The organism is Hyphococcus sp. (assembly GCF_965267305.1).
In the GTDB taxonomy this organism is placed as follows: Bacteria; Pseudomonadota; Alphaproteobacteria; order Caulobacterales; family Parvularculaceae; genus Hyphococcus.
Genome location: NZ_OZ253945.1, coordinates 3,381,034 through 3,396,250 on the forward strand (window position 1 = coordinate 3,381,034; position 15,217 = coordinate 3,396,250).

At 60.8% G+C, this 15,217-nt stretch carries 13 protein-coding genes and 1 pseudogene; 5 read left to right on the forward strand and 9 right to left on the reverse strand.

Features of this window, described 5'->3' with window-relative positions:
- The first annotated feature begins 175 nt into the window (after positions 1-175).
- From ppdK to ACQY5P_RS16365, 4 genes and pseudogenes are all read left to right on the forward strand, one after another.
- Positions 176-2,866: a pyruvate, phosphate dikinase gene (ppdK, locus tag ACQY5P_RS16350; RefSeq protein ID WP_428407938.1), complete on the forward strand. Its 2,691-nt coding sequence runs from the start codon at positions 176-178 to the stop codon at positions 2,864-2,866.
- Positions 2,867-3,133: 267 nt separating this feature from the next.
- Complete coding sequence (locus tag ACQY5P_RS16355; RefSeq protein ID WP_428407939.1) at positions 3,134-3,907, forward strand: cell wall hydrolase; 774 nt, start codon at positions 3,134-3,136, stop codon at positions 3,905-3,907.
- 58 nt (positions 3,908-3,965) lie between these two features.
- A complete protein-coding gene (locus tag ACQY5P_RS16360) occupies positions 3,966-4,100 on the forward strand; it encodes a glycosyltransferase family A protein (protein WP_428407940.1) in 135 nt (44 codons plus the stop codon).
- A gap of 12 nt (positions 4,101-4,112) precedes the next feature.
- A pseudogene (locus ACQY5P_RS16365) lies at positions 4,113-4,808 on the forward strand (glycosyltransferase family 2 protein); the annotation flags it as partial.
- A gap of 29 nt (positions 4,809-4,837) precedes the next feature.
- Here ACQY5P_RS16365 and ACQY5P_RS16370 read toward each other — a convergent pair.
- From ACQY5P_RS16370 to ACQY5P_RS16405, 8 genes are all read right to left on the reverse strand, one after another.
- Positions 4,838-5,791: an MBL fold metallo-hydrolase gene (locus ACQY5P_RS16370; protein WP_428407941.1), complete on the reverse strand. Its 954-nt coding sequence runs from the start codon at positions 5,789-5,791 to the stop codon at positions 4,838-4,840.
- Positions 5,792-5,851: 60 nt separating this feature from the next.
- Positions 5,852-6,142 carry a DUF2218 domain-containing protein gene (locus tag ACQY5P_RS16375; RefSeq protein ID WP_428407942.1) on the reverse strand — a complete coding sequence of 97 codons (291 nt, stop codon included), beginning with the start codon at positions 6,140-6,142 and terminating at the stop codon, positions 5,852-5,854.
- A 114-nt stretch (positions 6,143-6,256) separates the two neighbouring features.
- Positions 6,257-7,105, reverse strand: coding sequence for a carboxylating nicotinate-nucleotide diphosphorylase (gene nadC / locus ACQY5P_RS16380; protein WP_428407943.1), 849 nt, complete (start codon positions 7,103-7,105; stop codon positions 6,257-6,259).
- Positions 7,102-8,640, reverse strand: coding sequence for an L-aspartate oxidase (locus tag ACQY5P_RS16385; protein WP_428407944.1), 1,539 nt, complete (start codon positions 8,638-8,640; stop codon positions 7,102-7,104). The genes nadC and ACQY5P_RS16385 overlap by 4 nt, the downstream gene beginning before the upstream one ends.
- Before the next feature lie 4 nt (positions 8,641-8,644).
- Positions 8,645-9,763, reverse strand: coding sequence for a quinolinate synthase NadA (nadA, locus tag ACQY5P_RS16390; protein ID WP_428407945.1), 1,119 nt, complete (start codon positions 9,761-9,763; stop codon positions 8,645-8,647).
- Positions 9,764-9,961: 198 nt separating this feature from the next.
- Entirely contained in the window at positions 9,962-10,999 is a 1,038-nt protein-coding gene (locus ACQY5P_RS16395; RefSeq protein WP_428407946.1) for an NUDIX hydrolase, read from the reverse strand.
- Positions 11,000-11,017: 18 nt separating this feature from the next.
- Entirely contained in the window at positions 11,018-11,509 is a 492-nt protein-coding gene (locus ACQY5P_RS16400) for a hypothetical protein (RefSeq protein WP_428407947.1), read from the reverse strand.
- 164 nt (positions 11,510-11,673) lie between these two features.
- Positions 11,674-12,312 carry a YfbR-like 5'-deoxynucleotidase gene (locus ACQY5P_RS16405; protein WP_428407948.1) on the reverse strand — a complete coding sequence of 213 codons (639 nt, stop codon included), beginning with the start codon at positions 12,310-12,312 and terminating at the stop codon, positions 11,674-11,676.
- A 223-nt stretch (positions 12,313-12,535) separates the two neighbouring features.
- Between ACQY5P_RS16405 and ACQY5P_RS16410 the strand changes: the two genes are divergently transcribed.
- Positions 12,536-12,907 (forward strand): hypothetical protein, encoded by a 372-nt coding sequence (locus tag ACQY5P_RS16410; protein ID WP_428407949.1) that lies wholly within the window; start codon positions 12,536-12,538, stop codon positions 12,905-12,907.
- Between the two features lie 99 nt (positions 12,908-13,006).
- Here ACQY5P_RS16410 and ACQY5P_RS16415 read toward each other — a convergent pair whose 3' ends face one another.
- On the reverse strand, positions 13,007-15,109 hold the full coding sequence (locus tag ACQY5P_RS16415) for an AsmA family protein (RefSeq protein ID WP_428407950.1): 2,103 nt from the start codon (positions 15,107-15,109) through the stop codon (positions 13,007-13,009).
- Positions 15,110-15,217 lie beyond the last annotated feature (108 nt).

Here is a 15,217-nt window from a genome sequence, read left to right on the forward strand (position 1 = left end):
TTTGAGAGGAGACTTGTAGTACTGTGTTGAAAGAAATGGCCAAACCGGCGCGATGCGGCAATTTCCGGCTTGGATGTTGCACTGCGGCGCCCTAAGGCAGGCCCATAACGCAGGTCCGGGGCTTAACGCGTCTCCGGACGGAACGTAAGACGGACGAAAACACGGTGGGGACCCGATGAACGACAAGACAAAATGGGTTTATTCATTCGGCGGGGGCGCGTCTGAAGGTGACGCCTCGATGCGCAATCTCCTCGGCGGCAAGGGCGCCAATCTCGCCGAGATGGCGAGCCTCGGCCTGCCTGTCCCCCCGGGCTTTACGCTGACGACTGAAGTTTGCACCGAGTTTTACAAAAATGACCGCGCCTATCCGCCCGGCCTCAAGGAAGAAGTTTCGGCCGCGCTCGCCAAGGTGGGCGAGGCGGTCGGCATGATCTTCGGCGACACATCGAATCCCCTGCTCGTTTCCGTGCGTTCCGGCGCCCGCGCCTCCATGCCCGGCATGATGGACACGGTTTTGAATCTCGGCCTCACCGATGAAACGGTGAAGGGCCTCGCGAAACTCTCCGGCGACGAACGCTTCGCCTATGACAGCTATCGCCGATTCATCCAGATGTATTCCGACGTCGTTCTCGAAGTCGATCATCATTCTTTTGAGGAGTTGCTCGAGACCTACAAGGAGGAGCACGACTATTTCCTAGATACGGAAATGAGCGCCGACGACTGGAAGACCGTCATCGACGGCTACAAGAAAGTCGTCGCCGACGCCCTTGGCAAACCATTCCCGCAAGATCCGGAAGAGCAATTGTGGGGCGCTATCTATGCGGTCTTCGGTTCGTGGCGCAATGATCGCGCGAACACCTATCGCCGCCTCCATAACATTCCCGAAAGCTGGGGCACGGCGGTCAATGTTCAGGCCATGGTGTTCGGCAATATGGGCGACACCTCGGCGACGGGCGTCGCTTTCACGCGCGATCCCTCGACCGGCGATAATCATTATTATGGCGAATTCCTGATCAATGCGCAGGGCGAGGACGTCGTCGCCGGCATTAGGACGCCGCAGGCGCTGACCAAGCGCGCGCGCGAAGCCATGAGCGACGAGGCGCCGTCCATGGAAGAGGCGATGCCCGAAGCCTACAAGGAGCTAGTGGCGGTTTTCCAGAAACTCGAAAATCACTACCGCGACATGCAGGACATCGAATTCACCATCCAGGACAAGAAACTCTGGATGCTGCAGACGCGCAACGGCAAGCGTACGGCGAAGGCGGCGCTGAAAATCGCCGTCGACATGTGCGAGGAAAAACTCATCACCAAGGAAGAGGCGGTGGGCCGCGTCGATCCCCATTCGCTCGACCAGCTTCTCCACCCGTCGCTCGATCCGGATGCGCCGCGCGATCAGGTGTTGACGGGGCTTCCGGCGTCGCCGGGCGCGGCTGCGGGCGAAGTCGTCTTCAATTCCGATGAGGCCGAACGCCTCGCTCAGGAGGGAAAATCCGTCATTCTCGTGCGCGTCGAAACGAGCCCCGAAGACATTCATGGCATGCACGCGGCGAAAGGCATCGTGACGGCGCGGGGCGGCATGACCTCGCACGCCGCCGTTGTTGCGCGCGGTATGGGCAGGCCTTGCGTCTGCGGCGCAGGCGATCTCAAGATCGACAAGACCGGTGAGTTCTTCACCGTCGCAGGCCGCACGGTTTCGAAAGGCGACATCATCACCATTGATGGCGGCGCGGGCCGCGTTTACGCCGGCGCTGTGCCGACGGTGCAGCCAGAGCTTTCTGGCGATTTCGCCAAGCTCATGGGCTGGGCCGACGGGCTGCGCCGCATGAAAGTGCGCGCCAACGCCGAGACGCCCCACGACGCGCGCGTGGCTCGCGATTTTGGCGCGGAAGGCATTGGGCTATGCCGCACCGAACACATGTTCTTCGAGGCGGACCGGATTATCGCGGTGCGCGAAATGATCCTTGCCGAAGACAAGAAGGGCCGCGAGGCGGCGCTCGCCAAACTTCTCCCCATGCAGCGTTCCGATTTCGAAGAGTTGTTCCGGGTCATGAGCGGCCTGCCGGTGACGATCCGTCTGCTCGATCCGCCGCTGCATGAATTCCTTCCGCATTCGGATGAAGAGATCGAAGAGGTCGCAAAATCGTCCGGCATGGATGCAGCCAAACTCAAAGACCGCGCCCACAAGCTGCACGAATTCAACCCGATGCTTGGCCATCGCGGCTGCCGTCTCGGCGTGTCCTATCCGGAAATCTACGAGATGCAGGTGCGCGCCATCATGGAAGCCGCCTGCGCCGTCGCGAAAGAAACCGGCGAGAAAGTGACGCCGGAAATCATGATCCCTCTCGTCGCCAAGCGCGAAGAACTCGCCATGCTGAAAGAGCGCGTCGACGCCGTGGCGGTCTCGGTTTTGAAAGAAAAGAACACAAAACTCGATTATCTTGTCGGCACCATGATCGAACTGCCGCGCGCGGCGCTGACCGCCGATGAGATTGCGAAAGACGCGGAGTTCTTCTCCTTCGGCACAAACGATCTCACGCAAACGACCTTTGGTCTCTCTCGCGACGATAGTGCGGCGTTCCTGCCCGATTATTTGCGCCAGGGAATATTCGAGCGCGATCCGTTCGTCACGCTCGACCCTGACGGGGTCGGCGCGCTCATCAAAATCGCAGCCGAAAAAGGCCGGGCGACCCGGCCCGGCATCAAGCTCGGCATCTGCGGGGAACATGGGGGCGATCCCGACTCGATCCGTTTTGTGGAGGGGGCCGGGCTCGATTACGTCTCCTGCTCGCCCTACCGGACGCCCATCGCCCGTCTTGCTGCAGCGCAAGCAAAACTTGAAAAAAGCCAGGGCGGGTCAACCGCATAAAAGGTTAACAGGAAAGTAACTTTACGAATAACCGTGCAAAAACAAACGGTTATCTCGGGAAAAATATAGTTAACAAAGGGTTAACGCCCGCCCTTTTCATTTGTAAAACTCATTCCCTGGCGCCATATTCCGCCTTATAGGACGCGCGCAAAGGCGCGTCTTTTGCATCTTACGGCGTTGGTAAGATTTTACGGGCGAGGTTTCCCCTGGGTTGGGCGTCCCGCCGAAGCCGGTAAGTGACTGGCCGCAGACAAAAGACGGTGTGAGTTGAAAAACGGGCACGAACATCACGGATTTGAGGTCAACTGGACGCTGAGAAGCCTTGCGGCTGCGGGCCTGTTGTCGATCTGCGCGGTGGCGAGCGCCATGAGCGCCACGGTCAATGCGGGGCGCGCCGAGGAAGAGCGCAAGCGCGAGGCGGCTATCGCCCAGGAAGCCGAACTTGTGGCCGACCTCGCCAATTACCTCGCGGCGGAAACGGCCGCAGCGCGCGAAGCCATGGAAGGTCCGCGCCTTAAGCCTGCCAAGGCCACCAGCGACATGCTCGTCGCCGAAGATCCTATCGCGGCGCTGACATCCTTCGATTTCACAGAACTCACTGTCGCCAAGCTCGACGCGGAAGAGCGCAAGTGCCTTGCCCAGGCGATTTATTACGAAGCGCGCTCCGAACCGCGCATCGGCCAGCTTGCGGTCGCCGATGTCGTGCTTAATCGCGTGGCGAGCCCGGTCTACCCGAACTCGATTTGCCAGGTTGTCTTTCAGGGCTCAGAACGCCGCACGGGCTGTCAGTTCTCTTTCACCTGCGACGGCTCCATGCATGCGCGTCTTAACACGCGCAAGTGGAAAGAGTCCGAAGATCTCGCCGGCGCCATTCTCGCAGGGCTGCGCGCGCCGATCAGCCGGAATGCAACCCACTATCACGCGAATTATGTGACGCCGCACTGGGCTGACAAACTCACCCCGACAGCGACGATCGGCACGCATAAATTTTACAAATTCTCGAGCCGCAGTAATGTTGCAGCCGCCCCTGCGGCGATGTAATTGGCGGCATTAAGCCAGTTACCACTTCTAGCCTTCACCTTGGAAAGCGCGGATAGAGATGCAGGACGCGCAAAAACCCAAAGTTGTCGCGCTTCTGCCTGCCGGGAATGCGCAGGATTTTATCGAACGAATGCTTCAAACGCTAGCGGCGCAGACATGGCTGAACTTCGAAGTCATCGTCTCCGTTGATTGATCGACGGATGCAACGGCGGCGCTATGCAGGCGGTTCGCGCAAGGCGATAAGCGGGTTCGCGTCATCGAACAGAAAGAACGTCTTGGCTGGACAGGCAATGTGAATGCGCTTCTGGCAGAGGCCGAGGGCGACTATCTTCTCATCGCTTATCATGACGACATCATCCACCCCGATCATGTGACGACGTTCGTCCCCATGCTGATAGCGCGCCCGGAGGCCGTCATCGCCTATGGCGACATACGCGCTCATTACCTCACTGGCGAGATTGTCGAGCGCGCCTATCCGGAAATAGACGCCGTTCAGGATCCCGTGGAACGGGCTGAGGCTGTCATCTGCCGCAAGGGTTACTGGTCGACGCCCAATTACGGGATTTTCCGCGCTTCGGCTGTGCGCGAGGCCGGCCTTTTCCGGCGCCATCGCGGCGGAGAGTTCAGCGCCGACTGGCCGTGGCTTTTAAAAATGTCCTTGCTCGGGGAATTCGTTCGCGCGCCGGAATTTCTTTGCGACAAATATTATAAGGCCGCCAGTCTTTCGCATAACTGGAAATGGAATATCTGGGAGTTCGCCGGCGTGTGCGAAGACTGCGCGCGCATCGTCATGACCTCATCGCTATCTGCAACAGACAAGGCGCGCCTTGGCGCCCTCATCGGCGCAGAGTTCGCGAAGGATCAAGCGCGTAAGGGCGTCGCCCGGCTTCGGCGAAGTTAAAAGCTGAGGCCGGTGTCAGGCGGCGCAAGTTACAAGCATAGTTCGTCGCCTTCGCGGGCGATGTTTAAGCCGGCCTTGCTTACTGCCGCGCGCGCCGGCGAGCCGGGCTCATGCAACGGGTTCGTATGGTTCATATGAATGAAGTGAACCTTCGCCTTTTCTTCAGGCGGCAGCTTCGCGAACCGCTCCATCGAATGACTGACGGTCGGGTGCGGAATTTTTGACATATCCCGGCCGGGAAGTTCGTCGCCTGAATAAAATGTCGCGTCTAGAAAAGCGAAATCGACATCGGCGATTTTGTCTTCGATGCGTGTTTCCGCTGCGTCCCAGCCTTCCCAGCTGTCGATATCGGGAAGATAGATCGCTGACTTTTCGGGTCCTTGAATGCGAAAACCGGCGACCTCGGAAAATTCCTGACGGTGCGGAACAAGAAATGGCGTTACCGAAATGTCCTCGCCCAAGACTTCCGCCTCACCCTCTTCCATGATGGCGAGAAAGATATTGTGATAAACGAGAAGCTGTGACCAGGGGCCGTTGCGGGTCAGAAAATCAGCCATCCGCGGCATGGCGAAAACCTGAATGTTCTCAGCGCCCGCGGCTTCATTGCCGAACATCATCAGTCCCGCGTAGTGGCCGATATGCGCATGGGTGAGAAAGACGCCCTGCACATGCGCGGGCTTATCCGTCGGCGCCGCTTCATTGAGACGGTGAAGCTGGAATTTGATGTCGGGCGTTGCGTCGAACAGCCAGCGTTTCGGTTTTTCACCGCGCCGGTCGATCAGCGCCAGAGAAGTTGCAAGACGGCGCAGCGATGGATCGTCCCATGCGGGATCTTGTGGGTTGCCGATCTGCGGCTTGCCCGCATCCTGCGCGACGCCGAGCAGGAGAAGCGACACATCGCATTGGAGCGCATGCTGCTGCGGTTCTTCCGGAGCGCAAGCGGCGGCCACAAACAATATTGCGAAGGCGCACAATCGATTCATGGGCGCAGCGTACAGGATGCCGCCGCGCCAATCGAGCGCCGGACTTTAAACTCTTTGCACCTAAAGACGCGGGCTCCAGTTGAGAGCCGACAATTCTTCCTTGAAGGCGAACCGGAGGAGATGATCCTCAACCACCTTCTGCATGCGCTTCAGATCGTCGAGGCTAGAAGCCCCGACGCTCAAATTCAGCACGCTCTCCGACGCCTGCAGATCGGCGACGCCAAACGGGAACTCTATGCGGCCTTCGCCGTTTTCAGCGCTGGCGGGTACCTTGTGAGCGAAATGCTTGCACAGCTGCTGGAGATAGCGGTCGGCGAGCGGCGTCGCAGCGGTGGCTGATGCGCGTAACATGGGTCGTTTCTCCTTTTTATAATTTTGATGAGGCGGTATTTAATGCAAATGATAATCATTTGCAAATTACAAATTCGGCAAATTGGCTAAAGGAACGACCCAGATGTGGGAAGGCTAAGAGAGGAAATCGAGCCCCAGATCGAGATTGGGCGCGGAATGCGTGATCCAGCCTGAGGAAATGACATCGACGCCGGTTTCGGCGATGGCGCGGACCGTGTCGATAGTGACATTGCCGGAGGCTTCCAGCACGGCGCGGCCATTATTGATCTCGACAGCGCGCTTCAAATCCGCAGGCGCCATATTATCGAGCAGGACCACATCGGCGCCATTAGCGAGCGCGTCTTCGAGCTGGTCTAGCCCGTCCACCTCGATTTCGATCTTGACCATGTGACCGACGGCTTCGCGCGCGGCAGAGAGCGCTTTTGCAATCCCGCCCGCGGCGACGATGTGATTGTCCTTGATCATCACCGCATCATAAAGGCCGAAGCGGTGATTGTGCCCGCCGCCGCAAAGGACGGCGTGCTTTTCAAGGGCGCGCAGGCCCGGAGTCGTTTTTCTAGTGCAGACGATTTTGGCGTTTGTCCCTTTCACCGCATCGACCAGCGCGACCGTCGCCGTTGCGATGCCGGAAAGGTGGCCCATGAAGTTGAGCGCGACCCGTTCGGCCGAAAGAATGCCGCGCGCCGGGCCCTTGATCGAAAGAATCACATCGCCCGTTTCAACGCGTGCGCCGTCGTCTTTCTCGACGGAAGTCCTGATCGCGGAGTCGATATGGCGGAATGCAATGCGCGCGGCGTCGACGCCTGCGATCACGCCAGGCTTTCGCGCCGCGATGACGGCTTTGGCTTGGCGCTCCGCCGGAATGGTCGCGTTTGTCGTGATGTCGCCGGCGTCGCCGAGATCCTCTTTCAAGGCGCGATCAACGGCTCGCATGATTGTCATCGGCGGCACGCGGGCGATCATGCCTCGTCCTCATCGTCATAGACATGGGTCGCGGCGATTTCCGTGTGAAAGGCTTCGCGATCCGTCTGCGGGAAATCGCTGCGGAAATGGCCGCCGCGGGATTCTTCGCGGGCGAGGGCCCCTTGCGCAATCAACTCGGCGGTGACAAGCGCGCTCTTGAGGCCGCTGGTCATCTCCGGACTCTCATGCATCTCATGGATGAGCTCCAGAAGATCGGCGAGGCCTTCACCGTCGCGGATCAGCGCGCAATGTTCGCTCATCGCTTTCCTCAGCTTCATCATTTCTTTCGCGGGGGCCGGTCGCGGCGGCATCTCCATGCGGTCGCCGGGCGCGCCGGCGTCTTCGGAAATCTCGATCTCCACATCGCGCAACTGATCGGCGATGCGCGCGCCAAAAACGATGGCTTCGAGGAGTGAGTTGGAGGCGAGGCGATTGGCGCCGTGAACGCCGGTGGACGCGACCTCGCCCACGGCCCAGAGACCCAGGACACTGGTGCGCCCGTCGAGATCGGTTTCGACGCCGCCCATGTGATAATGCGCCGCCGGGGCGACAGGCATAAGCTCCGTTCGCGGATCGATCTTTGCGGCCTGACAGGCAGCGAAGACGGTTGGGAAGGCGTCGGGGAATTTCGCGCCGATGGCGTCGCGCGCATCGAGAAACGCGCCGCGGCCAGCCTTGATTTCGGCTTCCACTGCGCGAGCGACGATGTCGCGGGGGGCAAGGTCGGCGTTGCGATGGTAACCCGACATGAACGGCTTGCCGTCGCGATTGACGAGCACGGCGCCGTCGCCGCGCAGCGCCTCGGTCGCGAGCGGCGCGGGGTCAATGCCGATATCGAGCGCGGTCGGATGAAACTGCACGAATTCCGGATCGCGGATCATGGCGCCGGCGCGCGCCGCAAAAGCGAGCCCGTGTCCCTGCGCCGGTTTGGGGTTGGTGGTGACGGCGTAAAGCCCGCCGAGCCCGCCGGTCGCGAGGATGGTTTCCCCCGCCTCATAGGCTTCGCGTTCGCCAGCTTCGACGTCATACACGAGCGCGCCGCCGACCACATTATGGTCGTCGATCAAGAGGTCTTCGACAACGATGCGTTCGAGAATGGTGATATGTTCCGACGCCCGCGCGGCTTTCACCAGCGCCGCCATGATCGCGGCGCCCGCCTGATCGCCGGTCGCGTGAACGATGCGGTCGCGGCAATGTGCGGCTTCGCGCCCGAGTTTCAGATTGCCGTTGGCGTCGCGGTCGAACTCGACGCCGAGCCGCAGCAAGTATTCAACGGCTTCCGGTCCGCTTGTTGCGAGAATATGTGCCGCTTCCGGGTCGACGAGACCTGCGCCCGCTTGCATCGTATCGGCGAAGTGAAGGTTCGGCGTGTCGTCGTCACCGACGGCGGCGGCAAGTCCGCCTTGCGCCCAGGGCGTCGCACCGCCTTCACCGAGCGGGCGCGCCGTGACGATGGTCACCGGGCGCGGTGCCAGCTTCAGCGCCGTGTAAAGCCCCGCAACGCCCGCGCCGATGATGAGGATGTCGGATTGCAAACTGCTACGCCCGCGCCTCTATCGCCGCGACTTCCGGCGCGTGCTGATGGTCATACATAGACTGCCGTTTCAGAGGCAGGGCGATCATCCGCTCGATAGGGCGGCGCGCCTTTTCGATGATCTCGGGATCGATCGTCACCTCATGCTCCATGGTCTGGAGCGCGCGCAGAATCTTCGGCAGGCTGATCATCTTCATGTAAGGGCAGAGATTGCAGGGCCGGACGAAGTTCACCTTCGGATTTTCCAGCGCCACATTGTCCGACATGGAGCATTCGGTGATCAGCACCACGTTTTTCGGCTGGTTTTCCTTGACGTAATTCGACATACCGCTGGTGGACCCGGCGAAATCGGCCTCGGCGAGCACCTCCGGCGGGCATTCGGGGTGGGCGAGCACAATGACGCCCGGATTGCCTTCGCGGATTTCGCGAATGTCTTCGGCGGTGAAACGCTCATGCACTTCGCAGGCACCGGCCCAGGTGACGATCTTGATGTCGGTCATGGCGGCGACATTGCGCGCGAGATACTGGTCGGGAATGAGGATCACGGTGTCCGTGCCGAACTCTTTCGCGGCGTGTTCGACGACTTCGACGGCGTTGGACGAGGTGCAGCAGATATCGGTCTCGGCTTTGACGTCGGCCGTGGTGTTCACATAGGTGACCACCGGCACGCCCGGATATTTCTGTTTCAGGAGGCGCACATCGGCGCCAGTGATCGAGGAGGCGAGGGAACAGCCTGCGCGCGGATCGGGGATCAAGACGGTCTTGTCCGGGCAGAGGATTTTCGAGGTCTCCGCCATGAAGTGGACGCCCGCCTGGACGATGACGTCCGCGTCGGACTTCGCCGCTTCCTTGGCGAGCTGCAGACTATCGCCCGCGAAATCGCCGACGCAATAAAAGATCTCCGGCGTCATATAGTTGTGCGCCAGGATGACCGCGTTCTTTTCCTTCTTCAGGTCGTTGATGGCGGCGATGTAGGGCGCCATGGTCCGCCATTCGATCTCGGGAATCGATTTGGCGACGCGCGGATAAAGATGGTCCGTCTTCGCCTTCACCTCATCGGTATAAGGCAGGGCCGGGGTTTTCAACTCGGGTCCAGAAGCGTCAGGCATGTCATCGCCTCCCATCGTCGCCTGAATTTACGCCCCAGGCTTTGGCTTGAGAAAAGTAATTATGCTCAACTAGAGCATATATAGGCCGAAAAAATCAGCCCGCAAGGGCTGAAGGCCGGCACCATAAAGAAAAGCGGTATGCGGTCAATTAACTGAGCGAGGTAAGCCTGTTCCGCAGAGGAAAACTCAATAATTTTCAATAATAACAGGCTCTTATGCATCTCCGGCCTTTAGGCGCGGAATGGCGAGACCGGCCGCGGCGCGGTCTTTCAGGCCCGCCCGGTCGACGCGGAAGAGGGCGGCGGGACGTCCGCCGGTCTCCCCGGTTGTCTCGCCAGTCGGCTCCACAAAGCCCGACTTCTCGACGCTGCGGCGGAAATTCTGCTTGTGGAATTCGAAACCGACAATCGCCTCGACCGTGCGCTGAAGCTGCAGCAGGGTGAAGTCCGAACCCATCATTTCGAAGATCACCGGGCGGTATTTGAGCTTGCCGCGCAGGCGCCCGATAGCGGTCGCGAGAATGCGGCGGTGATCGGAGATCATCGCGACGCCGGCGTCCGTCTTTCCCGGCGCGCCGCCCGGCGGCGGCTCCAGTCCCGCCGTCTCGCGGTCGCGCCAGGCTTCGACGACAAGTCCCGCCTCATACATCAGCTCATAACGGTCGAGCGTGCGCTCTTCTTCCCAGCCGAAGCCGCCCTGTCCGAAGGAGAGGTTCAGGCGCATCTTGCGCGCCTCGCGCATATCAGCGGTCTTGCCGCGCTGCGCCCAGACATCGAGCGCCGGGATGATCCGTTCCCGGAGGATCGGCGGCTCCCCGCCGCGCCAGTCCTCCCAGGGGAAGAAAGAATACCAGTCGGCCCAGAACGCATCCTCGGTCAGAAGCTCCGCTGGCGAAGGCGCGAGGGCGAGATAACCGACGGAGACGACGCGCTCGCCTTTGCCGCCGGAGAGCGCCGCCGCTGGCGCTTCGCGTCCCTTGTCGCCGAAAGTGTAAAGCTGCTCCACATAGCCGAGGGTCACATGGGTCTGGCGCTCCACCCATTCGCGCACGCCGATCTCGAATGTGCGGTGGCGCTCCGGGTCGAACGGCCCATAGGGGAGCGCAAGATCCCGCTTGGCGACTCCCGGCGCGCCGCGCACGCATAAGACTTCCGGCCGGTCACCATCGACGACGGCGATCACCGCGTTGAGGGCGATGGCGACATTGGAGACAAGAGGCGTTGAGGGGGGCGTCGACGGGGCTTTGCTCATGCCCCGTCTATGGGGGATTTACGGGGCCACAGGCAAGGTCACTACCGGCGCGCAGACGGTGGAGCAGCAGGGGCAGAGGTCGAGAATGGCGCCGACCATGCGGTCCTCGCGATTGAGGAGCCGGTCGGCTTCCGAGACGAGACGCAGATTGGGATCTGCGTGGGGCGCGGCGGCGCGAAGGCGTGCAGCGATCTTTTCCTCGCATTCGCCGTGCTCGCGAGCGCACAGAAGAATATAGGCGATGGCCATAGATCGGGCGACGCCGCGATGGCAATGGATGAGGATGTCTTCGTCGCTTTCCGCCCATTTCGCCGCGAAGTCGAGTATTGCGGGAGCCATCATTTTTTCGCAGGCGGCAGGGTCGAGCCTCAAATGACGGTCCGCGGGAAGCTGGCGGAAGGGCTCCGGCACGGCGTCGTCGCTGTCAAGAATAGAAATTACATAGCCCGGCTTGCAGCGCCCATAGGCGCAGGCAGCGGCGTCGAGCGAACTGACGATCACGGAAGTCATCGATGAGCCCAGGCGGTCTTTTTCATGGCGGTCGAAGTTTCGCCTTTCCGGACAATAGCTTGCCCTGAGGATAAGTTGCATGTCCTAAATAGGCGTTTCAACTCCCGGAGAGAATGCGCTCCGCCCTCACAGGCGCTTGAGGCGCCGAAAATGTGAGCGGGTTTTCAGGCCTCAACCTGCTTTTTAGCGAGTTCCGCAAAGCGTTTCAGATAGGCGCCCTGCGCCTCCAGGGTCGTCATGGCCTTGAGCGTCACGGGATTGACGCCCTTGGGCTCCGAGAAAAACTTCCGCGCTTCCTCCACGTCGAAACCCGCAAGCTGCACGGCCTCGAAATAGGCGCAGGCGCGGTCGGCGCGCTTGATCAATTTTTCGACCGTTTCGGGCAGATGCGCCGGCAGGCCGAAGCGCAGATGGATCGCCTGCATCAGGCGGCTTTCGATGGTTTTGTACTGCCCGCCGAGCTGCGCCTTGAACGGGGAGATCATGTCGCCGATGACGAATTCCGGCGCGTCGTGAAGGAGCGCTGCGAGGCGCCATTTCACCGGCCAGCCGGGTTTCAACTCGCCGCAGAATTGTTCCACAATCAGCGAATGCTGCGCCACATTGAACGGGATCGGCCCTTTGGTCTGTCCGTTCCAGCGCGCGACGCGTGCGAGGCCATGCGCGATGTCTTCGATCTCTACATCCACAGGCGATGGATCGAGAAGATCGAGCCGGCGTCCGGAAAGCATTCGCTGCCAGGCGCGGGGCGGTGCGGCGCTGGAGGTTGCGGTGGTGCGGGACGCGGCGGGGCGGGGCGCCATGAGTTTCCTTTCGCGGCGGCGTTGGACAGGGCGCACCGCCTAGCAAAGGGCTTGCCCCCTCGCAAGGCCGTGAAAATGCTGCATCCGCGCGACGAGTCGGGTCTTTCGCGCGCCGGGGCGGCTTGAGTGGAACGCTCGAACACCCCATTATCTTGAGGAGTAAAGCGTATCCAAACCAACAAAGAAAAGGCGAGCGGCGGGCCCGTTCGAAAGGGGTGCGATTATGGCAACCGATTATCAGGAAAAATCACGTTCGGGCGGCCTCGCCTGGATTTATGCGCCGGTGATTTTGATTTTGTTTTTGGGCGGCGCGCTGTCCGTCGGCGCGTATTTTTACGGCGACCCGCAATTGACGATAGCTGAATCCATTGTCGCCGGTTTCGGCGGCCTCGCGGGCATCATCATCGGTCTTATTGCAGCGCTCTTCGGCGTCATTCTCGGCCTTGTAGGCGCGCTGATCGGCGTTGTTGCCGCGGGCGGCGCTGTCGCCATGACGCTGTTCATCATCGGCTCGCCCTTACTGGCGATTGTGTTGATCTTCTTACTTCTGCGCAAATCGAAATCCGATTGTCCCGATCCGGCGGCCCACCAATAGATAAAATCGGTCGTCTTGTTTCCGGGAGGAAACGCAAAGCAAAAGCCCCCGCGAAAGCGGGGGCTTTTTTAATGAGGCGTTTGCGGTTGAAGGCCGCGGTTACTGCTGCGGCTCTTCTTCCTTTTGCTCTTCCGCAGGCGCGGCTTTCTTTCTGCCGAAGAGAGCGTTGAGGCCTTCATTGATCAAAGTTTCTTCGGTCGATTTCGGTTTGCTTTCCGTGGCGCCCGCATCGCCGTCTTCCGGCTGCGGTTCGGTCGGTTTTTTCTGGCCGCCGATAATGCCTTCGATGATCGTGCGCGCCGGATCCTGTTCGGCCTTGGCGCCGTCTTCGCCTTCCTTGTCCTTGAAGACGTTTTCAAGGGTGCGCTGCAGTCCGGTGCGGGCGAGAGATTCTGCATCGACGCCCATGGTCGGCTTCGAGAAGGTGCCGCCGACGCGGACGGGGATCGTAATGGTGCGCCCGCCTTCCTCGCCGTCAAGCGTTGACGATCCTTTCGGCAGGAGCCGAAGATCGATGGTCTGCTCTGCAAGATTGATCGTGCCCTGTCCGGTCATTGAAAGATAAGGCCCGTTGAGCCGGATCGTCGGCGCGGTGATAAGGCCGTTGGCGATGGAGAAATCGGAAAGGAACTCCGAAAAGTCCGTCTGTTGAGTCGGTCCGCGCGCTTCGGCGACAGCGCGCTGCAGCGCCGCTGGATTGAAGCCTGTCTGAAACTCGCCGACTGCGCGCACGAGCCCCGCAATGTTGACGCCTTTCAACGCGCCGTCCGCGAGATCGAACCCGCCGGAACCGTCGACGGTGCGCATGATCGCCGCCTGGCTCGCGCCCGTTGCGGTGAAGTTCAGTTTGAACGAGCCGAGGCCCAAGAGATTGTCATGCTTCATCAGATCTTTTGAAAAGGGCTGCGCCTGCACCGCGCCGACATCGAAATTACCAGCGAAGGAGGGCGTCGCGCCGCGGGCGTTCACCACCATGCGGCCGGAGCCTTGTCCGCCATACATGGAAAGCTCGGGGATCTCGGCGGTGAGGCGGCCTGCATCGACAAGAAGTTTGATCCGGCTTTCGCCGAATTCGAGATCGTTGACGTAAATCGCATTCGTCGAAATGTCGAAATCGGCATCGATATTGTTGAGGCTCGAAAAGTCCATCGTCGCTTCGGACCATTCGGGGAAGCCTTCGGCGTTTTCAACCGGCGGCGGCATATAGGGGCGCAGGTCCAGTTTCTCCGTCGAAAGAACGCCGCTCGCTTTCGGCCGCGCGCCGGCCCAGTTGAGCGTGATGGCGCCTTGCGCCGCGATCTCGTCGAAATTGATCTCTGCGTTCTGAAGCCGTACGGAATTTTCATTGCCGTCGAGATCGCCCTTCACCGAAAGGCTGTCAAAGCCCGGCGCATCGGCGAGTTCCGTGCCGGCGAGCGCCGCAAGAGCGGGAAGATCCGGCGCCGAAAGGCTCGCCGGGCCCGAATAGCGAACGCCGTCTTTCGTTGCGATGGAAAGATCGGCGCCGATTTCCGCGTCCCCGACTTTGAGGTCGAGCTTCAGATTGCCCGGCTCCTTGTTCATCACATTCTGAAGGCTCGTCAGCACCATGTCGACGCTCGCGGGCGCGCCTTGAAATTGCATAGTGCCGTTAGCTTCGAGCGGCTCGGAGAGACTCTTCAGCACGACTTTCATGTCGATGTCTTCGGCGACGTAGCTCGTTCCCGCTGCGAGGTCTTCATAACGCGCGGCGCCGTCGACGATCCGCACATCGCCGAGTTTCAGATCGCGCTGCGTCCCGCCGGTCTCGGCCTCGCTCGGCTCCGCGCTTTCCGTTTGCGCCAGGTTCCAGTTGACGGCGCCGTTTGCGCTGCGCGTCAGGCGAATGTCGGGCCGCGTCAGGACGAAGCGGTCGATCTCCACGCTGTCGGAGAAGAGCGGCAGAAGTTTCACCCCGATATCGGCTTCCTCGACCCGCGCGAGATAGTCGCCGGAAAATCCGTCGGCGTTGGCGATCGTAAGGTCGGTGACGCGAAACGCCGTGCGCGGAAAAATCCGGAAGGAAAGATCGTCGCCGAACGTCACCTCGCGCCCGAGCGCGTTGGAGGCTTGCGTTTCGATGCGCCCCTTGAATGCGGCGACCGGAATAAGCCCCGGCAGGAACAGGACGATGGCGAGAACGAGCGCAATGAGCGCCGCGACAATGAAAAGAATCCGATTCATAAAACCTTCGCATTAACCATGAAGCGGGAAGCGGCCCCCTCTTACCGCATTCCGCGCGAGGGGAGAACCGCCGGGAGCGTTAATTAGGCGAAACCGCGGGAACGCCCT